The following is a 21,938-nucleotide window of genomic DNA, read 5'->3' on the forward strand; positions in this document are numbered from 1 at the left end:
AGATTTCCAGGGCGTCGGGTCGCGTTATGGTGCTGCAAATAATTTACCAAAGCGCTGAAGCACCGCCGCACGGTCACTCTTTGCCTCGCTCTGCGCAGGCAGGATTTTCAGATCGCTGAGCAGCGGGCGTTTCGCGCCAATATCCGATCGCGCCGGCATCAGCCATGCTGCCGCCACTAACTCCTGGCCTTCCGGTGACAGCACATAATCGATAAAGGCTTTGGCGTCGGCGGCGTGCTGCGTCGACTTAAGGATCATCATCGGGCGCGGGGCCACCACGGTGCCGCTTTCCGGGAAGATCACTTTGATCGCTTCGCCATCCTGAATGCTGCCGTAAGAGACATAATCCACCGCGCCGAAGACGGCGGCTTTCGCACCCTGTAACACCGGCGTCAGCGCCTGCGCATTCGGGCCGCTGATCACCATGCCGTTGGCTTTCAGCTTATCGAACAGCTGCCAGGCACCGTCACCCATGCCGTTTTGCAGGCCGATTAACAGGTCCAGCGAGGCGCCAGACATCGACGGATCGGGGGTGGTCACCTTGTCCTTAAACGCAGGCGTGGTGAGGTCGGCCCACTCTTTCGGCTCCGGCGTGCCGCTTTTGGTGTTCCAGACGATGCCCAGTGCGGAAATACCCTGCGCCACATAGGCATCGCTTTTCAGCGCATCCGGCACCTTAGCCGCGTTGGCGCTCTGATACGGCAGCAGCCAGCCGCGATGCTGCAAATCTTCTGCCGTATCCCAGGAGGCGGAAATCAGCACGTCGGCCAGCGGATTGGCCTGTTCGGCTTCCAGACGGGCCATTACCTTGCCGGTGGTGGCCTGGAAAATATTCACTTTCACGCCGGTTTGCTTCTCGTAACCGGCGGCCAGTTTTTTGGCCAGCGAACCCGGTCCGGCGGTATACACCGTCAGCGCACTGGCGTCATTTATCATCATGGCGGAGGTGAAGATCATCGCGACGATGGCTCCTGTTTTTTTAGTCAAAATGGATTTCATGCTAATTCCCCAGAGAATGGCGTGACGGCCTGGATGGACGTCACCGAACCGTGTGACAGGTGAACAATGCGGCTGGCGAGCAGTTCGGCCTCGTTACGATCGTGGGTGACATACACCGCGGTGGTGCCGAGCTGGCTTAGCAGGCTGCTCATTTCACGGCATAAGGATTCACGCAGATCGCGGTCGAGGTTAGACAGCGGCTCGTCAAACAACAGAATGCCGGGCTCGGCAATGATGGCGCGCGCCAGCGCCACGCGCTGTTGCTGGCCGCCTGACAGATCGGCAGGCCGGCGCAGGGCGAAGTTGGCCAGGTCGACGCGCTCAAGGGCAATCATGGTTTTCTTCAGCCGTTCGGCGGTCGCCACCTTGCGCATCAACAACGGGAAGCCGACGTTCTGCGCCACCGTCATATGCGGCCACAGCGCGTAGTCCTGAAACACCATGCCGATATCACGCTGTTCCGGGGGAAGCGCACTTCGCGGGCTGGCAATCAGCCGGTCACCAAAGTGGATTTCGCCCTGTTGCGGTTGCAACAGACCGGCCAGCAGTTTCAGCAGCGTGCTTTTGCCACAGCCGGACGGGCCCAGCAGCGCCACGGTGGTGCCGGCTTCAACCGTCAGGTCGAGCTGTTGCAGGACGCGCTGATCGCCAAAGGCATATTGAATGCCCTTTAGCGCAATGCGGATCGGAGTGCGCGTCATAAGGCGGCCTCGGAAATGAACAGGCATAGCCCACAGACCGTCAGCCGTGACCGACGGTTCGCGCTCTCCTGGGGGAAAATCAGGGGAGCTGACATATTTTTTATCCTCTTTGGGACTTCATTAAGGCGGCAGTATAGGAGCGCTATGTGACGGATTTATGGCGGCAATTGTGACAATCCTGTAAACGGGGGATGACAGGCAGGGGGGAAATCAAGGTATAGTGAACCCTCGTGTTGTTGTTAACAGAGTCCCGATCCCCATGCCTGATCAACCCGCGCTGGAGCCTGCTCAAAGCGGTTTACGCTTGAATCTGCGCATCATTTCCGTGGTGATTTTCAATTTTGCCAGCTACCTGACGATTGGCTTGCCGCTGGCGGTCCTGCCGGGCTACGTCCATGACGTGATGGGCTACAGCGCCTTCTGGGCGGGCCTGGTGGTCAGCCTGCAATACTTCGCCACCCTGCTCAGTCGTCCCCATGCCGGCCGCTATGCCGATCTGTGGGGGCCAAAAAAGGTGGTGGTGTTTGGCCTGTGCGGCGCGCTGCTGAGTGGCATCTGCTATGCGCTGGCGGCGGTGGAAAGCGCGCTGCCGGTGTTAAGCCTGGTGATGCTCTGCCTGGGGCGGGTGATCTTAGGCGTCGGGCAAAGCTTCGCCGGCACCGGCTCCACGCTGTGGGGCGTGGGCGTGGTGGGTTCGTTGCATATTGGTCGGGTTATTTCGTGGAACGGGATTTTCACCTACGGTGCCATGGCGATTGGCGCACCGCTCGGCGTGGGCATTTATCAGTGGGGCGGCCTGCTGCTGCTGGCGGGGATCATCATTGCTATCGCACTGATCGCCATTCTGTTTGCGCTTCCCAGACCGAACGTCACCAGCAGCAAAGGTAAGCCGCTGCCGTTCCGCGCCGTGCTGGGCAAAATCTGGGGATATGGCGTGATCCTGGCGATGGGCTCCGCCGGGTTTGGGGTCATCGCCACCTTTATCACCCTGTTTTATCAGGATAAGGGATGGGATGGCGCTGCCTGGGCGCTGACCTTGTTCAGCGGGGCATTTGTCGGTACGCGTCTGCTGTTTCCTAATGCCATTAACCGCCATGGCGGGCTGGCCGTCGCGCTGGTTTGCTTTGCGGTGGAAGCCGTGGGGCTGTTTCTGGTGTGGGGATCGGTTGACCCGTGGATGGCCAAGCTGGGCGCGTTCTTCACCGGTGCCGGTTTCTCGCTGGTGTTTCCGGCCGTTGGCGTGGTGGCGGTAAAAGCCGTTCCGCCCCAAAATCAGGGCAGCGCGCTGGCCGCCTATACCACCTTTATGGATCTGTCGTTGGGCATTACCGGGCCGCTGGCCGGGTTTGCCATGAGCTATCTCGGCGTGCCGGTGATCTACCTGATCAGCGCATTGCTGGTTTGCGTGGCCATGCTGCTGACGGTCAGACTGAAGCGGATGCTGAAGGGGCAAAAAGAGGCGCTGGTCGAGATGTCCTGAGCCCGGCTGGACGCCTGCGGGCACGCGGGTAACAGCAAAAAAATAGCGGCAGTTCGACAGCTGCCGCCAAAGTGACACAGATAAGGGTGGGGGCGTTTACCCCCGGAATTAATCCTGCAAGATTTCGATACTACGACGGATTTCACGCTCAATATCCGCCGCTTTCCAGCTGTCCATCACCGAGGAGAACGGCTCGAAAGCATAAATTCCCCGGTAGCCCAACTGCTCAAGACGCTGCACCTGAGCGGCAGTTTTCAGCACATCCCCTTCGGTCAGCATAATGCGCTCTTCATCGGTCAGTTCGCTGGTCGGGCGGCCATCTTCCACGCCAGACAGATGCACCAGGCCAATCGCGTTGATATCCACCCCGCTGGCAAACTCTTCTTCTGCCTTCTCATAAAGGAAATGGTGGAAGGTATCCAGCACCAGGCGGAACGGCACGTTGGCATCCCGGATCAACGCCTGCGCCTTTTGCGCCGAGCGCAGCGAACTCACCGGGAAGCCCAGCGGCTCAACCAGCCCTTCAATGCCATACTGAGCAAACAGCGGACCGAGTTTTTGCAGCGCCTCAAGCGTCTGCTGCTCGGAAACCGGCGCACCGTCGTTCAGCGGGCACAGCACCAGCGCTTTTGCGCCAACGCCCTGAGCATCTTTCAGTAAGCCTTCCGCTTTCGCCATCAACGCATCGTCAGCCTGGTTAAACGGGTAGACCGCGTTGATGGTGACAATTTCAAGATCGTAACGCTGCGCCAGCGCTTTCACTTCGGCATGGCTCAGATTGTCGGTGACGCTACCGCCGCGCATATCGTTACGCAGTTCAACTTTATGCAGCCCAAGCTTATTCACCAGTTGGAAAAACTGTTCGATGCTGAGGCCGGGGGCAATCTTACGGTTAATACAGAAACGGGTAGGGTCAATCGCCATGGTACTGCTCCTGCAAGCAAGGTAGAGAGGATCAGAAGAGGCCCTTTTTTGTGCAGAAGGAGGATGGCCTCAGGTTATGGCCTATAAAAGAACATTTATTTCATGTTTGGTGAATTATGAAATTTAAATTTTTGGATCGCTCTCGCAAAATTTCGTTTTTTTCGACGTAAAGCCGCAACGAAAGGGAGGAAATGTGAGCCCTGTCGCAGGCGAAAATGGCAATTAATTGTCTGACGCTGACATGCCCATGAGCCGCGCCATTGTTAAGTTTCCGCTGAATTTCGCCGGCGGCCGGTAGCAATTGGCTCTGGCAACCGCTAAGCAGGTAAAAATGCGATCCAGGCCGCTAAAAATGAATTTTCTAAAGTGAAATATTTGAAAAATTTATTCCAATATAATACTGTCCTTGCACGCATTCGGGATTTGTCCGGTCAGGTTGCCAGCGGCTAAACGCGGCAGCCCGCAGGGAATACTCACATCAAAGAGGCCAGAACATGACTATCGTAGGCAATTTTATTGGCGGAAAAACGTCTCAGAGCGCCAGCAATGAAACCATCCCAATTTACGATCCGGCTACCGGCAAACCGGTGCGCGAACTGACGCAAAGCACCGCCGATGAGGTGACTCACGCCATCGAAGTGGCGCATAACGCCTTTGAAGACTGGTCACGCACCTCCCCTCTGCGCCGTGCGCGCGTGATGTTCAACTTTAAAGCCCTGATGGAACAACACCGCGAAGAGCTGGCTGAACTGATCGTCAGCGAGCACGGTAAAGTCTGGTCAGATGCGCTGGGTGAACTGACCCGCGGTCTGGAAGTGGTCGAATTTGCCTGCGGTATCCCGCATCTGATTAAAGGCGAAAACTCTGCCGACGTGGCAACCGGCGTGGACAGCTACTCGCTGATGCAGCCGCTGGGCGTGGTGGCCGGGATTACCCCGTTCAACTTCCCGGCGATGGTGCCATTGTGGATGTTCCCCATCGCGCTGGCCTGCGGCAATACCTTCGTCCTCAAGCCACCGGCGCTGGATCCATCTGCTTCGGTGCGTATGGCAGAACTGCTGACCGAAGCCGGCCTGCCGGATGGCGTCTTTAACGTGGTCCACTGTTCGAATGAAGACGCTGAGCAGCTGTATAAAGATCCGCGCGTGCAGGCGGTGAGCTTCGTCGGTTCTTCCGGCGTGGCAGAACATATTTATAAAACCGCCAGTGCCCATGGCAAGCGTGTGCAGGCGTTTGGTGCGGCTAAAAACCACGCCATCGTGATGCCGGATGCCGACCTGGAAGCAACCGTCAATGCCATCATGGGCGGTGCTTTCGGTTCAGCGGGCGAACGCTGCATGGCGCTGCCGGTTGTGGTGGCGGTAGGTGATGACACCGCAGACAAACTGATTGCTGCGCTGACGCCGCTGGTGAAAGCCCTGCGCGTGGGCCCTGGCATTCAGAAAGGCAGTGAAGAGAATGAGATGGGGCCGGTGGTTTCCGCTGCGCACCAGAAGAAAGTGCTGGGCTACATCGATAAAGGTGAGCAGGAAGGCGCGAAGCTGGTGGTCGACGGCCGTAACTTCCAGGTGGAAGGCTACAACGAAGGTTACTACGTGGGCGGTACGCTGTTCGACAACGTGACTTCCGATATGGTGATCTGGCGCGAAGAGATCTTCGGACCGGTGCTGAGCATCATGCGTGCGCCGGATTACGCCAGCGCGTTGAAGCTGGTTAACAGCCACGAGTTTGGTAACGGTAGCGCCATCTTCACCAGCAATGGCCACACCGGCCGTGACTTTGTGCGTGAAGTGCAGGCCGGGATGGTCGGCGTTAACGTGCCGGTGCCGGTACCGATGGCCTTCCACAGCTTTGGTGGCTGGAAGCGTTCGGTGTTTGGCGCGCTGAACGTGCATGGGCCAGACGGCGTGCGCTTCTACACCCGAATGAAAACGGCGACCGTGCGCTGGCCAAGCGGTCAGAAAACCGTTTCAGAGTTCAGCATGCCGACGCTGGGATAATTCATACATTCCAAAACCTCTGGCGCGGCTGCAAGGCGCCAGAGGAGAGTGAAGGAGAATTGAATGTCATTGTTGTCCAAAGTACAAAAACCGGATGCGCAAGGGCGCATTCAGCATGTGACGCCGGAGAGCGTGGGCTGGCGTTACGTTGGCTTTGATGCTTATCAGCTGAAAAAGGGGCAGACCCTGCAGCTGGAGAGTGGCGATAAAGAGCTGTGCCTGGTGCTGGTTGCCGGACTGGCGTCGGTGAAGACGCTGCACGCTGAATTCCCCGGCATCGGTAAGCGGATGTCGCCGTTTGAACGCACACCGCCTTACTCGGTGTATGTGCCGAACAACGACAAAGTGGAAGTCTATGCGGATTCCGACCTTGAGCTGGCGGTCTGTAATGCGCCGGGCAAGGGCGCACTACCGGCCAGACTGATTTCGCCGGCGGATGTCGGCGTGGAGCAGCGTGGCAAGGGGCGTAACAAGCGTCTGGTTCACAATATTCTGCCTGATGATAAGCCTGCGGACAGCCTGCTGGTGGTGGAAGTGTATACCAACGAAGGTGACACCAGCTCCTATCCGAGCCACAAGCACGATCAGGAAAACTCAGAAAACGAAACCTATCTGGAAGAGACCTATTACCATCGGTTTAATCCGGAGCAGGGCTTTGCTATGCAGCGCGTCTATACCGACGATCGCTCGCTGGATGAGTGCATGGCGGCCTATAACCGCGATGTGGTCACGGTGCCGCGCGGGTATCACCCGGTCGCCACCATTGCCGGTTACGACAATTACTATCTGAACGTGATGGCCGGGCCGGTTCGACTGTGGAAATTTACCTGGGAGAAGGATCACGCCTGGGTGAACAGCGATGCGTATCCGGTCGAAAAGTAGAACGGGATGCGACAAAAAAACGGGTGGAATTTTCCACCCGTTTTTTTATGCCTTATCGGCGTTGTTGAGCGCCAGCGAAACGGCCAGCGTCTGGGCCAGGCACAGTGAAGCCACCTGCGAACGGAAGCCATCAACCTGCGCCTCACGCACCACAAAACAGACGTCGCTGAAAGCGGCCAGCGGGCTGACCTGGCTGTCGGTGATCGCAATCAGATGCGCCCCACGTTTGGCCCCTAACTCAACCAGTTCCACCGCTTCACGCGCATACGGCGAATAGCTGATGGCAATCACCACATCCTTCGGATTCACCATGCTGAGCTGCTCGGTAAACATCCCGCCCAGGCCGTCAATCAGGAAGGCACGGCGTTCCAGATGGCGCAGTGCATAGGTCAGATAGGATGCCACGCTGAACGAACGGCGCAGGCCAATCACGTAGATGTTCTCTGCCTGATGCAGCATCTCAACCGCTTTATCCAACTGCTCGGGATTGGTCTGCATCGCCAGCTGTTGCAGCGCCTGTGAATTCACCATAGTGAAAACATTAAGGATTTCAGCCGGGTTCTCGGGTGGAGCAGCCGTTTCATCGGTCGAGGTCTGGCGGAACAGCCGTGCGCGCTCGGTGTAGTTCACCGTCTCTTCCATCAGGTGCTGACGGAAAACCTGTTTCATTTCGTTGAAGCCGCTAAAGCCAAAGGCATTCGAAAAGCGGATCAGGGTAGAAGGCGGTACGTCGGCCTGTTGGGCAATCGAGGCCACGGTGTCAAAGGCAATGCTGTTGCTGTTGTCCAGAATATAACGAGCCACCTGTTTCAGGCGCTTACTCAGGGTGTCGTAGCGACGGCGGATGTCGTCCTGCAACAGGGAAAGCTGCGTTGGGTTGTTGGTCATTACTTCGGCTCGCTAAATAAAATAAGTCGTTTGTTCTGTCCGATATTCTACCAGATGAACAAAAAATTTCACTTTCTAACGGATTTCAGGGGATCTATTTCATCGGGATATGAATGGAATCACAGATTCTGGCTGAAAAGAGAGCAGAAGGAAGGGGGAATTCGTTCGCGAAGAGAAATAAGCGCAGTGAAAAGGGCGGGATGTGAAGGTTGAAAGGGCAAAACAGGAAGGCTAAAAGGGCAGGAACGGGTGACTGTTCAGCGGCCGCTGGCATAGCCAACCGCCGATCCTGTCGCGTTCCTGCCCGGGTTAACGGCTTACTTCGCTGGCCGCACTTCGCGCCAGTAATTGATCAACTGATGGTAATTGCTTTTCACCTGGGCGATCAGCGCGTCATCATCCAGCTCGCCTTGCAGCCACTGGCGTGAAGGCTGGCCGAAGATGGTGCGGCCGACGGCAAACCCTTTCACCCACGGTGCTTTGGCGGCGTCAGCGAAACCGGCTTTCAGCTTCTCTTCCGGCGCATCGAGGCCGAGGATCAGAATGCCGCGACAGTTCGGGTCTTCCCGCTCAATCAGGCCACTGATTGCCTGCCAGCTTTCCAGTTTCAGCGGCGGCAGTTTCCACCAGTCCGGCTGAATCCCCATCGAGTAGAAGTGGGTCAGGATATCGAGGTAGTAAGACTCTTTCTTGTCCGGATTGCCCTCCGGCAGGATCACTTCCAGCAGCAGTTCGTGGCCGGTTTTGTTACAGCCGTTCCACACGTCCATCACCAGCTCATCCTGCTCTTTACGCAGTTCGGCGCTGTCATGCGGATGGTAGAACACCAGGCATTTCACCACGTGTTCCTGTGGCCAGTCGACCAGCTGGGAACCGATGTTGCCGTGCTCAAGGCGCAGCGGACGGGAGCTGGGTAACTCAATCGGGCGACCAATCCACCAGCCTTTACCGGTGATGGCGTTCAGCGCCGGCTGTCCGAAGGTGGTGTCAGCGAGGATGCCGCTACGGCCGTCCAGCCCGGCTTCACCGGCGGCTTCTTCTGCCGCACGCAGCAGCAGCAGCTTCAGTTCAGGCAGGCGTGACGTGTCGACGCCCGCTTCATTGGCCATATCCACCAGCTGTTTACGGTGGTCGAAGGCAAAGACACACAGCTCTGGCCACTGTTGCTTGCGGGTGGTGACGCGGTGCAGGTGATTCAGGCGGCTGTCGAGGTCCGGACGCTTGACGTCCTTATCGCGGCTGAGGAAATCATCCAGTTCAGCTTTGGTTGGCATCGCTGGCGCGCAGCCATGGCGTGACACCACCAGGGCGCCGCAGGCATTGGCATAGCGACAGGCCTGCTCCCAGCTTTCGTCATTCAACCAGCCGCGCAGCAGGCCAGACATAAAGGCATCGCCTGCGCCCAGCACGTTCAATACTTCCACGCGCACGCCGCTTTGTAATTTGGTTTGTTCCCAGCTGTCCGGGATCTCGCCTTCCAGCACCACGCAGCCCATCGGACCACGTTTGCAGACCAGCGTGGCTTTCGTCGCCTGACGAACGTTTTTCAGCGCGGTCAGGGTATCGGTGCTGCCGCCGGCAATATGAAACTCTTCTTCCGTTCCGACCACCAGATCGAAATAGTGCAGCACTTCCTGCAGCTGTTGCGTGACGTGCTCGGATTCCACAAAGCGGGTTTCACCGTCGCCGAGCGAGGTCAGTCCCCACAGCACCGGACGGTAATCAATATCCAGCGCGGTGCGTAAGCCGTTCTGACGGGCAATTTCCAGCGCCTTTAATACTGCTGCACGGGTTTGAGGATGCGAAAGGTGCGTGCCGGTGACCGCCACCGCACGGGAAGAGGTGATGTACTCTTCACTGATATCTTCCGGGATCAGCCCCATATCGGCGCAGTTATCGCGGTAGAACACCAGCGGGAAGGTGTCCTGATCCTTAATTCCGAGGATCACCAGGCCAGTCAGCCGGGTTTTGTCGGTGATCAGACATTCGGTATCGGCACCCACGCGCTGCAGCTCTTCGCGCAGAAAACGGCCCATATGCTCATCGCCCACGCGGGCCAGCATGCCGGACTTCAGCCCCTGGATCGCCGTGCCGTACGCCACGTTACCCGACGAACCGCCGAGATATTTCGAAAACGTACTCATATCTTCAAGGCGGGCGCCAATTTGCTGGCCATAGAGGTCAACGGCAATGCGCCCGATACAAATCACATCAAGCCGTTTCTGTTGTGTACTCATACCTGTTGTTTCCTTCTCTGATAAGCCGACTCAGCTGCGCTTTTCCAGCGGACTCGCCTGAACGTAACGTCCGGACGCCCGGATTCAATATGGAAATGAGTATGGAGAATAAAAATTTCAACTTCAACACAAAATGAAATTAATACCCCAAAAGTGTGAGGTGGATAAAACTCTGGGGATCGTCGTTGCGGGGGATCAAAAGCGGCGGCGGGTTGTGGCGATCCAGGCGGTGTGAGCCTGCTCGCAAACTGCAAAAGCCGTTCGGGCAAAGCCCTTGAAGTGAAACGAAATTTTCTTTACTGCTCAGACATCCTCTTTATTGTTCCAAATCTGACCGCGCGATCACCCCGCGCAGAGCCGTTTCATCGCATAATTTGATCTCTCTCGCAAAATGAAATGTTTCTTCTGTAATTCTGTTTAGTGAAAAAAATATTTGTTTATAATCGCCTCACGTTTCACTTTTTCAGCCTCACCGTTAAGGAAGAGCACATGGGTAAGAGTAGATTAACCACAGCACAGGCTCTGGTCAGATTCCTGGACAACCAGTATCTGTCGGTAGATGGCGTTGAAACCAAGTTCGTTAAAGGGATTTTTGCCATCTTCGGTCACGGCAACGTGCTGGGCCTCGGTCAGGCACTGGAGCAGGACAGCGGCGACCTGGTGGTTATGCAGGGTCGTAACGAACAGGGTATGGCGCACGCGGCCATCGGCTTCGCCAAACAGAAACTGCGCCGTGAAATCATCGCCTGTACCTCTTCTGTCGGACCGGGTGCGGCCAATATGATCACCGCTGCGGGCACCGCATCGGCTAACCGAATTCCTCTCTTACTGTTGCCCGGCGATGTGTTTGCGACCCGCCAGCCGGACCCGGTTCTGCAGCAGATTGAACAGAGTCATGACCTCAGCATCAGCACCAATGATGCCTTCCGCGCGGTCAGCAAATACTGGGATCGCGTCAGCCGCCCGGAGCAGCTGATGACCGCCTGTATCAATGCCATGCGCGTGCTGACCGACCCGGCTGAAACCGGCGCGGTAACGATTTCTCTGCCGCAGGACGTGCAGGGCGAAGCCTATGACTACCCGGATTATTTCTTCCAGAAGCGCGTGCATCTGCTGGATCGCCGCCTGCCAACCGAAGCCCAGCTGGCAGCCGCACTGAAGATAATCGCCGGTAAGCGTAAGCCAATTATCGTCTGCGGTGGCGGGGTGAAATACTCCGAAGCCGGTGAGGCGCTGCGCCAGTTCGCCGAGCGCCATCAGATCCCCTTCGCGGAAACCCAGGCCGGTAAAGGCACCATTGTTTCTGACCATCCGCTGAACGTCGGCGGCGTGGGCGAAACCGGCTGTCTGGCGGCTAACCTGCTGGCGAAAGAGGCGGATCTGGTGATCGGCGTCGGTACCCGTTACACCGACTTTACTACCGCCTCGAAATGGATTTTCCACAATCCGGACGTCAGCTACATCAACATTAACGTCAGCAATTTTGACGCCTACAAGCTCGATGCCGTGCAGGTAGTGGCCGATGCGCGTGAAGCGCTGACCGCACTGGATGAGCGTCTGGCTGCACAGGGCTTCAACAGCGGCTGGGGCGAGAAAATCGGCCAGGCGCAGAGCAAATTGCTGAAAGAAACGCAGCGCGTTTATCAGTCGGTTTACAGCAACGACGGCTTTGTGCCGGAAATTGATGACCATATGGATCGTGAAGCGGTCTATGCCGAGTTCAACCGCCTGACCGATTCCTTCCTCACCCAAAGCAGCGTGCTGGGGACACTGAATGAGCATCTCCCAAAGGATTCGGTGATCGTCGCCGCTGCGGGTAGCCTGCCGGGCGATCTCCAGCGCGTCTGGCGCACCAAAGATTACAACAGCTACCACGTGGAGTACGGCTACTCGTGCATGGGGTATGAAGTCAGTGCCTCGCTGGGCGTCAAGCTGGCTGAGCCGCACCGTGAGGTCTACACCCTGGTGGGGGATGGCTCCTTTATGATGCTGCACTCCGAGCTGGTGACCTCCATTCAGGAAGGGGCCAAAATCAACGTGCTGCTGTTCGACAACATGACCAACGGCTGCATCAACAACCTGCAGATGGAACACGGGATGGACAGCTTCACCACCGAGTTCCGCTTCCGTAATGCGGAAGGCGGCAAGCTGAATGGCGGCTTTGTGCCGGTAGACTTCGCGGCGATTGCCGGCGGCTACGGCTGCAAAACCTATCGCGTCACCACCCTCGACCAGCTGAAGCACGCGCTGGAAGATGCCCGCAAGCAGACCGTTTCCACGCTGATTGATATCAAAGTGCTGCCGAAAACCATGGTGCACAAATACTTCAGCTGGTGGCGCGTTGGCGGGGCGCAGGTTTCCGAATCTGAACGGGTCGATGCGGTCGCCAAAATGCTCAACGAACATATCGACCAGGCACGCGAATACTGATTCATTTTGCTTACTCTGAATTCAGTGCGGACATCTTCACTGGCTGCAAATAACGGTCAGGTTGATGCCCGCGCTCTCCCCTACATATAAAGGATATTTTATGACTCTGAAACTTGGCGTAATCGGCACCGGTGCTATTGGTCAGGAACATATTCGTCGCTGTAGCAAAGTGCTGCAGGGCGCCAAAGTGGTTGCCGTCTCGGATATCAACATCGACGGCGCGAAAGGCATTGTCAGCCGGTTAGGTCTGGACGCGGAAGTGTATGCCAACGGCCACGATGTGATCGCCTCTTCGGAAGTGGATGCGATCATTGTGACGTCCTGGGACCCAACGCATGAAGAGTTCACCCTGGCGGCAGTTGCTGCGGGTAAACCGGTGTTCTGCGAAAAGCCGCTGGCGCTGAGCGCTGAAGGTTGCCGCCGTATCGTGGATGCGGAAATCGCCCACGGCAAACGTCTGGTGCAGGTTGGCTTTATGCGTCCTTACGATGCCGGCTACCGCGCGTTGAAGAAAGTGATCACCGACGGTGACATTGGCGAGCCGCTGATGCTGCACTGTGCGCACCGTAACCCGACCGTACCGGAAAGCTACACCACCGATATGGCGATCACCAACACGCTGATCCACGAGCTGGACGTGCTGCGCTGGCTGACCGAAGACGACTACAAATCTGTGCAGGTGGTCTTCCCGCGCTCGACCAAAAACACCCACGCAAAACTGCGCGATCCGCAGATTGTGCTGTTTGAAACCCATAAGGGCACCCGCATTGACGTGGAGATTTACGTCAACTGCGCTTACGGCTACGACATCCAGTGTGAAGTGGTCGGTGAAACCGGCATCGCCAAATTGCCAGAGCCGTCTTCTGTTCAGCTGCGCAAAGACGCCAAGCTGTCCAACACCATTCTGACCGACTGGAAAGACCGCTTTATTGATGCCTACGACGTTGAGCTGCAGGCCTTTATCAATGATGCCACCGCCGGAACCTTGCAGGGCCCGTCAGCATGGGATGGCTATGCCGCTTCCGTTGCCGCCGATGCCTGTTTGAAAGCGCAGGAAAGCGGCGCTATCGAGCCGGTTGAGCTGCCAGCGCGTCCAGCCTTCTACAACAAGTAGCTTCAGGGAGATCGCAATGAAAATCGCCTTTGACGTAGACGTCATCAGAGACATGGGCATCACCAAAATGGTTCATCAGGTGGCGGACTGGGGCTACAAGTACATTGAGCAGTCTCCGCACCCACAGATTAACCCGTTCTATAAGCATCCGAAGGCCAGCCGGGAGATCATCACCGAGTATAAAAACGCGCTGCGTGAAACCGGGCTGGAGATCTCGTCCTATATCGTGGTTTACCGCTGGTCCGGCCCGGACGAAGCGCGCCGTCAGGCGGCTGTCCGTAACTGGAAGCGCATGATTGAGATCGCGGTGGAAACCGGCGTGCAGGTGATCAATACCGAGCTTTCCGGTACGCCGAACGAGCCGGAAATCTGCGAAGAGATGTTCTATCGCTCGATGGAAGAAATCTTGCCTATCGTCGAACGTGAAGGTATCCGCATCGAAATTCAGTCACATCCGTGGGATTTCTGCGAAGAGAATAACGAAACCGCCGATCTGGTGAAATCATTCCGCAGTGAGAACGTGAAGTACCTGTACAGCGTGCCGCACACCTTCTTCTATGACAAAGGAAAGGGCGATGTGAAGAGCATGCTGGAGTACGCCGGTGGCGATCTGTCCCACGTGCTGATCGCCGATACCATGAACCACACCAAGCATTGTCGCTACATCGTTAACCCGCCAGGCGTGGATGCCACCATTCACCAGCATGTGGGTGTCGGTGAAGGGGAGGTCGATTTCGACACCCTGTTCCAGACGCTGCGCGAAATGGATTTTGCCAACCGAACCTACAAAGTGGGCGGCGAGTCGATTATTGCCTCTTCGCTGTTCGGTTATCCGGAAAAAATGAACCGTCAGGCCGTGGAAACCCGCGAACTGATCGAGCGTGAGCTGCTGAGCAGATAACTTCTGGCAGCCTGCGCTGCCGTACCCCTTGCGAGAGAGTGCGATGAACAAAGATAACGTTAAGCTGGCAATAGCCCCGATTGGCTGGACCAACGATGATATGCCGGAGCTGGGTGCGGAAAATACCTTCCAGCAAATCGTCAGCGAAATGGCGCTGGCGGGATTTACCGGCAGTGAAGTGGGCAGCAAATACCCGCGCGATCCGGCGGTATTGAAGCCAATGCTGGATATTCGCGGCGTACAGATCTGCAACGCCTGGTTCAGCACTTTTTTTGCCAACGGCGATAAAGCGAAAACCATCGACGAATTTATCAACCACCGCGATTTCCTGCACGCGATGGGCGCGAAGGTGATCGGCTGTTCCGAGCAGAGTAAGAGCATTCAGGGCACCTCGCTGTCGGTGCTGGATGAGAAGCCTTACTTCACTGATGAAGAGTGGCAGCTGACCGCCGACGGCTATAACGAGCTGGCGAAACTGGCGGCGGAGAAAGGCATGCAGGTTTGTCTGCATCACCATATGGGCACCGCTATCCAGACCACGGAAGAGATTGACCGCTTTATGGCGATCACCAATGACGATGTGTTCCTGCTGTTTGATACTGGCCATGCCTACTATTCGGAAGGCAGTCAGGCGAAGATGCTGGCGATCCTCGAAAAGTATCTGCCGCGCATCAACCATGTGCATCTGAAAGATGTGCGTGATGAGGTAGTCGCCGAGGTGAGAAGCCAGAAGCTCTCCTTCCTTGATGGCGTCAAGAAAGGCACCTTTACTGTGCCTGGCGATGGCGTGATCGACTTTACGCCGGTGTTTAAAATTCTGGACGAGTCGGGCTATAAAGGCTGGATGGTGGTGGAAGCCGAGCAGGATCCGGCGTTAGCCAATCCGTTTGAGTATGCGGTGAAAGCCAGAAAATATATCCGCGAGACCGCCGGCCTGTAACGGAGGCGGCAGTGAAATAAGAAAGCCCCTGACCAGCAAACTGGCAGGGGCTTTTTGTCATTCAAATAACGGCGATTATTTCAGCGCAATCGTTTTGATGATGTTCTCAGAGTCGGTCTGAGACTGCTGCTGGTTTTCTGCTGGCAGCGTAATCTGCATGGTCAGCAGTTTGCCATCCACCTTCGCCAGCACCACGGAAGACCAGGAAGACTGGTTCTTGGCGGAGATCACCGTATCCAGCTGCTGAGCAGGCTGACCGCTGATTTCAATCGCTTTATTGGTCACGACCTGCAGCTGAGGATCGCGGTTGCGCTGCTGCTGCTCAAGGCGGCCAGCCAGCACGTCCAGTCCATCGGTAGTCGCATCGCCTTCAATCACGATAATCGCTTTCTGGCCGGTCGCATCAGCATAGACGTGCATGTTATTGGCCTGGGTGCCGAGCTTGCCGCTCTGATCGGACATCCCGGCTGGCAGGGTGAAGCCCAGCTTGCCGTCCATCAGGGTGACGGCCTGGCTGCTCTGGCTGCTGCTGACGCCGTTATCATCCGCAGAGGCTTTGTCATCTTTGCCGTCGCAGGCGGTCAGTCCAACCACCAGTAAGCCGATACCGGCATATTTCAGTAAGTTACGCATCATGATCCCTTTTACGTTAGTCGTGTGCTGCTTTACAGCCCCTCATAAAATAGTAATCAGCGGGCAAAAGCAACTGTCGCTCTGTCACAGAATGCAGCTTAGCCGAAGTTAACCTGAGCGCGGTTCGATTTTTCCGCCAGACGCTTCAGCATGGCATTCAGCAACAGGCCGTAAGCCGGCAGGAAGAAAATCATGCAGATAAGCACCTTGAAGCTGTAATCCACCAGGGCGATCTCCACCCAGTTCTGCGCCATAAACGGATCGGGACTTTTGTAGAAGGCGATAAAGAAGAACGCCAGCGTATCGCTGATATTACCGAGGAACATCGCGGAGGCCGGGGCAATCCACCACTGCGGCAGCTGGCGCAGGCGGTTGAAGACGTGCACATCCAGCACCTGGCCCAACGCGTAGGCCATAAAGCTGGCGCAGGCGATGCGGGCAACGAACAGGTTGACGTTTTCTAATGCGGCAAAGCCCTGCCACTCACCCTGATAGAACAGCGCGGAGACGGCGTAGGAGATAAACAGTGCCGGCACCATCACCGCAAGGATGATGCGACGAGCCAGCGGCGCGCCAAAAATGCGCACGGTGAGATCGGTTGCCAGGAAGATAAACGGGAAGCTGAACGCGCCCCAGGTGGTGTGAAAACCAAAAATGGAGATCGGTAATTGCACCAGATAGTTACTGGAGGTGATCACCAGCACGTGGAAAAGGGACAGCCAAATCAACGCATGCGTGCGCTGACTATTCGAGAACGAAATCATCATATGACCTTTTTGAAGATTGGGGTGAGGGAACCCAATGAAAAATTGTGTCGCAATAGCGATTGCGCGGCATCTTACCGAAACAGAGTGCTATTGCAACGGTTAATTTTAGCGCAAACGTTATCGTCGCGGTACCCACTTGCACATGCAAAAGGTGAGGGTAAAATGAGCGCAGGTATTTCTTCCGTTTTAATGAGACTGCTATGAGCGATCTGTTCGCCAATCCCGATCAAACCCTCGATGCGATGGGCCTGCGCTGCCCGGAACCTGTGATGATGGTGCGTAAAACCGTGCGTCATATGCAGGAGGGCGAAACCCTGCTGATTATTGCCGACGATCCGGCCACCACGCGTGATATCCCCGGCTTCTGCCGTTTTATGGAACACCAGCTGGTGGCGCAGATGACCGAGCAGACACCCTATAAGTATCTGCTGAAGAAAGGGCTCTGAGCATCGGCCTCGGGCCCGGCTTTACGCGGAGCCACTCAGCGTTTGCGCAGCAGCCTTAACGCATTCGCGGTGACCAGCGCGGTCGCGCCGGAGTCTGCCAGTACCGCCAGCCACAGGCCGGTAATTCCCAGCAGCGTGGTCACCAGAAACACCACTTTTAGCCCCAACGCAATGGTGATGTTTTGCCGGATATTGGCGTGCGTGGCCCTGGAGATACGGATCATTGTCGCCAGTCCGCCAAGCCGGTTGTGCGTCAGTGCGGCATCCGCCGTTTCCAGCGCGACATCGCTGCCGCTGCCCATCGCAATCCCGGTCGTCGCGGCTTTCATTGCCGGCGCATCGTTAATACCATCACCGACCATCGCCACCGGCTGCTGCTGATTCAGTTCGCCAATCGCGGTGACCTTATCGGCAGGCAACAAGCCTGCGCGGTAGTCAATGCCCAGCTCACCGGCGATCGCCGCAGCGGCGCGCGGATTGTCTCCGGTCAGCATCACCGCCTGAATATCCAGCGCTTTTAACTCCGCCAACGCGGCGGCGGCATCGGCACGCAGCGTGTCACGCAAGGCGATCAGCGCCGTTGGCTGATTCTCCTGCAACAGCACCACCACGGTGTTTCCTTCGGCTTCCAGCGCGGTCACCCGTTCCTGCTGTTCAGGGCTGAGCGTGCCTTGATCCAGCCTGGCGGGCGCGCTGATTAACAGTGAGTGACCACTGACGATAGCCTCAACGCCGCTGCCGGCCAGCGCGCGTTGCGAGGTTGCCGCTGCCAGCGTTAAGCCACGCTGGCCAGCCAGCGCCACGATGGCTTTGGCTAAGGGATGCGACGAACCGGCTTCCACCGCTGCCGCTTTGGCCAGCAGGGAATCTTCACTCTCCTCTGCCAGTGGGATCAGCGCGGTGACCTGCGGTTTTCCTTCGGTCAGCGTGCCGGTTTTATCGAAGGCAAAGGTGCGGATAGCGTTCAGGCTCTCCAGCGCGGCACCGCCTTTAATTAACACACCCCGGCGGGAGGCCGCGGCCAGCCCGGAGGTGATGGCGGCAGGCGTTGAAATCACTAAGGCGCATGGGCAACCAATCAGCAGCAGCGTCAGGCCTTTGTAGATCCACGGCTGCCAGTCGGCGGCGAACAGCAGCGGCGGGATCACCGCGACCAGCAGCGCCATCGCCATAATCACCGGCGTGTAGATGCGGCTGAAGCGGTCAAGGAAGCGCTCAATCGGTGCCCGGTTGGATTCGGCTTCTTCAATCAGATGCAGAATGCGGTCGATGGCACTTTCACCCGGTTTGGATACCACTTCTAACAGCACCTGGCGGTCCACGCTCAGGCAGCCTGCGGCAACCGCTTCGCCTTGCTGACGCTCGACCGGCACCGATTCGCCGGTTAATGCGCTTTCATCAAAGCTGGCAAACGGTGAGAGTAAACGCGCATCGGCGGGCAATCTCGCGCCGGCGGCCACTTCAATTCTGTCGCCGGGGCGCAGTTCACTCAGGGCAACCGTTTCACGCTTCTCGCCGCTCACCCGGACAGCTTCTTCTGGTTTCAGGGCCATTAAGGCGGTCACGCCACGGCGGGCGCGGCTGGCGGCAAAGGATTCCAGCCGTTCACCCAGCAGGAACAGCAGCAGCACCATCGCGGCTTCTGCGGTGGCGCCAATAAATAATGCGCCGATGGCCGCGACGGTCATCAGGGTTTCAATGGCAAACGGGGTGCCGCTGCGGATCAAACGCAGCGCGCTGCGGGCAATGGGCCAGGCACCGGCGAGGGTGGTCAGGGTGAAAGCGATCTGTCCGGCTTCAGGGCTGACAAGGTCGATCAGCCAACTGGCCAGCATCATCACGGCAAGCAGAATAATGGCGCGATTTTCCGGCCAGAAGCCCGGCGTGGCGGCGTCGGTTTTGACGGCATCGCTACGTTGCAGGGTGAAACCGGCCTGCTTCACCGCCGCTTCAACCTGCTGGCGGACGTCGCGATCGGCGTTCACGACCAGTTTTTCGGTGGCATACAGCACGCGAGCCGTATCGACTTCGCTCAGCTTGCTAACGGCGGTTTCAATTTTTCGTGCGCAGCTGGGGCAATCCATTCCGCTGATTATCCAGCTGAAACGTTCTGCGGAACCTCTCCTGTCGCTTTCCTCATCGGCATCGCTGCCTGAACCGCAGCCGGCATCACTGCAACAGCTGGTTTCAGCGGTGACTGAGGTCATCATCGAGATTTTTTTGATGGTTGGGCGAGGTTTACTGCTGCAACCCTGCTGGCTGTGAGCATGGCGTTGGCCACAAGGGCAAGAAGATGAGTGCTGATGCATGGCGCCTCCTGATGGGCAACGGCGGGAAACGCTCCCGCCGATGACGCATCTTACACTCTGGAGTGGACTCCAGAGTCAAGGCTTTTACGGCGATTACAGATACAGCGAACGCACGATCATAAAGTGACCGGCAAAGTAGCAGGCGGCGACAATCGCCCGGTCAGAGGTAAACCGGCGACGATAGTGGCTGACAAGCCAGACGATATTGGCCAGCAGCAGCAGCGAAGTCCCCACCATCAGCGAGAAGCTGTAATCGGTTGGGCGGAAGAAATACTGCTCGGTGGTCAGCCAGACCATCAACAGGGTCATGCCGATAAAGGTGCAAATCGGCCAGCGCAGATCTTCCAGTCTGGACCAGATGGTGGCAATCAACAGTGCGCCTATTACCAGTACCGTCAGCGGGATCGGCCAGAAGAAGGTCAGCGTCATATGGCTGGCGAAGCACAGGGTATACAGCAGATGCGAAAGGAAAAATGCGCCAATCGCGTACAGCATGCGCCGGTTAGGTAGCAGCGTCAGCGCATCGCCAATCAGCGTGGCCAGCAGGCCAAACAGGATCAGATAGTCGGTGGTGTTGAGGATCGGTGCCTGCCAGGCCAGCGCCAGCAGAAGCAGCAAGGTGACGGGCTTAAATACCCAGCGTTGCCATTGAGGCCCACGGTACGATGCATCAACGTAGAGCCAACCGGAAAAGAAAACTGCCAGAAACGACCAAATCATAATGTGTCCCTTTGTATTCAGATGCAAAACTCCACAATTCTGAATCTAGTCTAGGACAGAGCCCGACGATGTGACAATGGGAGGCGTCTGGTTGTATCCTTTCTGGCCGTGGGAATGATTGGCATTGCCTGATAAGGAGGAAGAAGAAAAATATGAAGGTCATTTTTTTCATCGTACTGGCTATCATCGCCGTGCTGGCGACGCGTCAGTTTATCAAGCAGCGGAGAGAAGTGGCGGTCAATGACGCTTCCCCGGTGCGCTCACTTCCCGCCGAGGTAAAAGCCAAGCGCGAGGTTCCGATGCCGAACCGCCGTTCGCGTCAGCGTGAAGTGATCCCGGTTGAGGATAAGCGTTATGAAGCCTGGTTTCATCCGCTCAACGGGGCCGGGGATTTCAAACTGGTGCTGAAAGAGCAGGATTACCGGCAGATTGATCAGGGGGAAAAGGGACAGCTGAAGGTGCAGGGGACGCGGTTTATCTCGTTTTGCGCGAATTAGTGGGCTTGCCGAAAAAGCATGGGGTTCCGCGCTTTTTCGGCTGGTTTTACCACTGCGTTACTTCTTCGGCAGGTATTTCTTCTGCCAGGCCAGCAGCTCAAACACGCCAAAAAAGAAAATCTTGGTTTGCATCAGAAAGCTGAGCTTCGGGGCATCTTTCGGCTGCGTAGCGCGCATCAGCACCAGCTGCAGTCCGTGCATCACCACCATAAAGAACAGCGCCACATCAATAAAATACTTCAGCGGCTTGGGGAACGGATGCACCAGGTTAAGCAGTAAAAATGCCCAGACACAGACCATCAGCAGCCTGCCAATATTAATCATCATGGTTCGCTTCCTTCTTCGCGATCTGGCGGTGGTACAGGCGATAGGCCACCTGTCCGGCGATCTTTTCCCGATGCAGCTGCCAGCTTACCGGCACCGGCGGCAGGCCATGTTCCACTTCGCTTTCGACATAAATCAACGCGTTATCCGCCAGCCAGCCGTTACTTTCCAGCTGTCCAAGGGTCTGTTCCAGCAATCCCTTACGGAACGGCGGATCGATAAACACCAAATCGTGAGGCTCACCGTTTTGCGCCAGAAATTGCAGCGTGTTGGTGTTGATCACCCGGCCGGTTTTACAACCGAGCGTGGTCAGGTTCTTTTCTAACTGCTGCGCAACCGGGCGCTCCAGCTCTAACAGTGTGGCAGAAGCGGCGTGACGCGACAGCGCTTCCAGCCCTAATGCGCCGCTGCCCGCGAAGCAATCCAGGCAACGTGCGCCCTGAATATCGGGTGCCAGCCAGTTAAATAACGTTTCGCGGACGCGATCGGTGGTCGGTCGAAGCCCGGCGCTGTCCGGGACCGGTAATTTTCTGCCGCGCCACAGACCGCCAATAATGCGGATTTGTCCGGCGCCGCCGCTGCGGGGTTTTTTATTCATGCTGCTGAACTCTTCATAATTTGTTGCACAGTTTAACGGGCTTACCGGGCTGAGGAAACGTAAAAAGGGTGCTGTGTTGCGTTAGCAGGAAAGTGTTAGACTAGGGGATTAAGTCAATTTTCAACGACCTGACAGATTTTTCCCCGCG

Annotated in this window: 20 protein-coding genes; 9 read left to right on the forward strand and 11 right to left on the reverse strand. The window is 56.9% G+C overall.

Annotation, left to right across the window (positions count from 1 at the left end; genetic code table 11):
• Positions 1-24: 24 nt before the first annotated feature.
• Both AC0IXH_RS19405 and AC0IXH_RS19410 read right to left on the reverse strand, forming a co-directional pair.
• Positions 25-999 carry an ABC transporter substrate-binding protein gene (locus tag AC0IXH_RS19405; RefSeq protein ID WP_013204276.1) on the reverse strand — a complete coding sequence of 325 codons (975 nt, stop codon included), beginning with the start codon at positions 997-999 and terminating at the stop codon, positions 25-27.
• Entirely contained in the window at positions 996-1,700 is a 705-nt protein-coding gene (locus AC0IXH_RS19410; protein ID WP_455916472.1) for an ABC transporter ATP-binding protein, read from the reverse strand. The genes AC0IXH_RS19405 and AC0IXH_RS19410 overlap by 4 nt, the downstream gene beginning before the upstream one ends.
• Before the next feature lie 259 nt (positions 1,701-1,959).
• On the opposite strand from AC0IXH_RS19410, the gene AC0IXH_RS19415 reads away from it, so the two are divergent.
• The gene (locus tag AC0IXH_RS19415) at positions 1,960-3,180 is read left to right on the forward strand and encodes an MFS transporter (RefSeq protein ID WP_013204274.1); all 1,221 of its coding nucleotides are present in this window, start codon (positions 1,960-1,962) and stop codon (positions 3,178-3,180) included.
• Positions 3,181-3,288: 108 nt separating this feature from the next.
• Here the strand turns inward: AC0IXH_RS19415 and AC0IXH_RS19420 are convergent, their stop codons facing one another.
• Positions 3,289-4,104 (reverse strand): TIM barrel protein, encoded by an 816-nt coding sequence (locus AC0IXH_RS19420; protein ID WP_013204273.1) that lies wholly within the window; start codon positions 4,102-4,104, stop codon positions 3,289-3,291.
• Positions 4,105-4,598: 494 nt separating this feature from the next.
• On the opposite strand from AC0IXH_RS19420, the gene AC0IXH_RS19425 reads away from it, so the two are divergent.
• Together AC0IXH_RS19425 and iolB are read left to right on the forward strand one after the other, a co-directional pair.
• Positions 4,599-6,104, forward strand: a complete 1,506-nt coding sequence (locus AC0IXH_RS19425) for a CoA-acylating methylmalonate-semialdehyde dehydrogenase (protein ID WP_013204271.1) — start codon at positions 4,599-4,601, stop codon at positions 6,102-6,104.
• Between the two features lie 63 nt (positions 6,105-6,167).
• Positions 6,168-6,986 (forward strand): 5-deoxy-glucuronate isomerase, encoded by an 819-nt coding sequence (gene iolB / locus AC0IXH_RS19430; RefSeq protein ID WP_013204270.1) that lies wholly within the window; start codon positions 6,168-6,170, stop codon positions 6,984-6,986.
• 45 nt (positions 6,987-7,031) lie between these two features.
• Here iolB and AC0IXH_RS19435 read toward each other — a convergent pair whose 3' ends face one another.
• Together AC0IXH_RS19435 and AC0IXH_RS19440 are read right to left on the reverse strand one after the other, a co-directional pair.
• The gene (locus AC0IXH_RS19435; RefSeq protein ID WP_013204269.1) at positions 7,032-7,874 is read right to left on the reverse strand and encodes a MurR/RpiR family transcriptional regulator; all 843 of its coding nucleotides are present in this window, start codon (positions 7,872-7,874) and stop codon (positions 7,032-7,034) included.
• 317 nt (positions 7,875-8,191) lie between these two features.
• Positions 8,192-10,111: a bifunctional 5-dehydro-2-deoxygluconokinase/5-dehydro-2-deoxyphosphogluconate aldolase gene (locus tag AC0IXH_RS19440; RefSeq protein WP_013204268.1), complete on the reverse strand. Its 1,920-nt coding sequence runs from the start codon at positions 10,109-10,111 to the stop codon at positions 8,192-8,194.
• 489 nt (positions 10,112-10,600) lie between these two features.
• On the opposite strand from AC0IXH_RS19440, the gene iolD reads away from it, so the two are divergent.
• The 4 genes from iolD (at position 10,601) to iolE (ending at position 15,496) form a co-directional block, all read left to right on the forward strand.
• Complete coding sequence (gene iolD / locus AC0IXH_RS19445; protein WP_471720874.1) at positions 10,601-12,541, forward strand: 3D-(3,5/4)-trihydroxycyclohexane-1,2-dione acylhydrolase (decyclizing); 1,941 nt, start codon at positions 10,601-10,603, stop codon at positions 12,539-12,541.
• A 100-nt stretch (positions 12,542-12,641) separates the two neighbouring features.
• Positions 12,642-13,655, forward strand: a complete 1,014-nt coding sequence (gene iolG / locus AC0IXH_RS19450) for a bifunctional inositol 2-dehydrogenase/D-chiro-inositol 1-dehydrogenase (RefSeq protein WP_013204266.1) — start codon at positions 12,642-12,644, stop codon at positions 13,653-13,655.
• 16 nt (positions 13,656-13,671) lie between these two features.
• A complete protein-coding gene (locus AC0IXH_RS19455; protein ID WP_013204265.1) occupies positions 13,672-14,556 on the forward strand; it encodes a sugar phosphate isomerase/epimerase family protein in 885 nt (294 codons plus the stop codon).
• 43 nt (positions 14,557-14,599) lie between these two features.
• A complete protein-coding gene (gene iolE / locus AC0IXH_RS19460; protein WP_053141464.1) occupies positions 14,600-15,496 on the forward strand; it encodes a myo-inosose-2 dehydratase in 897 nt (298 codons plus the stop codon).
• A 75-nt stretch (positions 15,497-15,571) separates the two neighbouring features.
• Here the strand turns inward: iolE and AC0IXH_RS19465 are convergent, their stop codons facing one another.
• Both AC0IXH_RS19465 and AC0IXH_RS19470 read right to left on the reverse strand, forming a co-directional pair.
• Positions 15,572-16,129 carry a DcrB family lipoprotein gene (locus AC0IXH_RS19465; RefSeq protein ID WP_013204263.1) on the reverse strand — a complete coding sequence of 186 codons (558 nt, stop codon included), beginning with the start codon at positions 16,127-16,129 and terminating at the stop codon, positions 15,572-15,574.
• A 98-nt stretch (positions 16,130-16,227) separates the two neighbouring features.
• Positions 16,228-16,893 carry a 7-cyano-7-deazaguanine/7-aminomethyl-7-deazaguanine transporter gene (locus AC0IXH_RS19470; protein WP_013204262.1) on the reverse strand — a complete coding sequence of 222 codons (666 nt, stop codon included), beginning with the start codon at positions 16,891-16,893 and terminating at the stop codon, positions 16,228-16,230.
• Positions 16,894-17,096: 203 nt separating this feature from the next.
• Between AC0IXH_RS19470 and tusA the strand changes: the two genes are divergently transcribed.
• Positions 17,097-17,342 (forward strand): sulfurtransferase TusA, encoded by a 246-nt coding sequence (gene tusA, locus AC0IXH_RS19475; protein ID WP_013204261.1) that lies wholly within the window; start codon positions 17,097-17,099, stop codon positions 17,340-17,342.
• 35 nt (positions 17,343-17,377) lie between these two features.
• On the opposite strand, the gene AC0IXH_RS19480 is transcribed toward tusA, so the two are convergent.
• Together AC0IXH_RS19480 and AC0IXH_RS19485 are read right to left on the reverse strand one after the other, a co-directional pair.
• A complete protein-coding gene (locus tag AC0IXH_RS19480; protein ID WP_471720875.1) occupies positions 17,378-19,651 on the reverse strand; it encodes a zinc/cadmium/mercury/lead-transporting ATPase in 2,274 nt (757 codons plus the stop codon).
• A gap of 93 nt (positions 19,652-19,744) precedes the next feature.
• Entirely contained in the window at positions 19,745-20,371 is a 627-nt protein-coding gene (locus AC0IXH_RS19485; RefSeq protein WP_013204258.1) for a lysoplasmalogenase, read from the reverse strand.
• Positions 20,372-20,523: 152 nt separating this feature from the next.
• On the opposite strand from AC0IXH_RS19485, the gene AC0IXH_RS19490 reads away from it, so the two are divergent.
• The gene (locus AC0IXH_RS19490; RefSeq protein WP_471720876.1) at positions 20,524-20,868 is read left to right on the forward strand and encodes a DUF2500 domain-containing protein; all 345 of its coding nucleotides are present in this window, start codon (positions 20,524-20,526) and stop codon (positions 20,866-20,868) included.
• A 57-nt stretch (positions 20,869-20,925) separates the two neighbouring features.
• Here the strand turns inward: AC0IXH_RS19490 and AC0IXH_RS19495 are convergent, their stop codons facing one another.
• Together AC0IXH_RS19495 and rsmD are read right to left on the reverse strand one after the other, a co-directional pair.
• Complete coding sequence (locus AC0IXH_RS19495) at positions 20,926-21,195, reverse strand: DUF1145 family protein (protein ID WP_041692150.1); 270 nt, start codon at positions 21,193-21,195, stop codon at positions 20,926-20,928.
• Positions 21,185-21,790, reverse strand: a complete 606-nt coding sequence (rsmD, locus tag AC0IXH_RS19500; protein WP_134822931.1) for a 16S rRNA (guanine(966)-N(2))-methyltransferase — start codon at positions 21,788-21,790, stop codon at positions 21,185-21,187. Before rsmD ends, AC0IXH_RS19495 begins: the two co-directional genes overlap by 11 nt.
• Positions 21,791-21,938: the final 148 nt, after the last annotated feature.

The sequence above is a fragment of the Erwinia sp. AC075 genome, assembly GCF_979253995.1.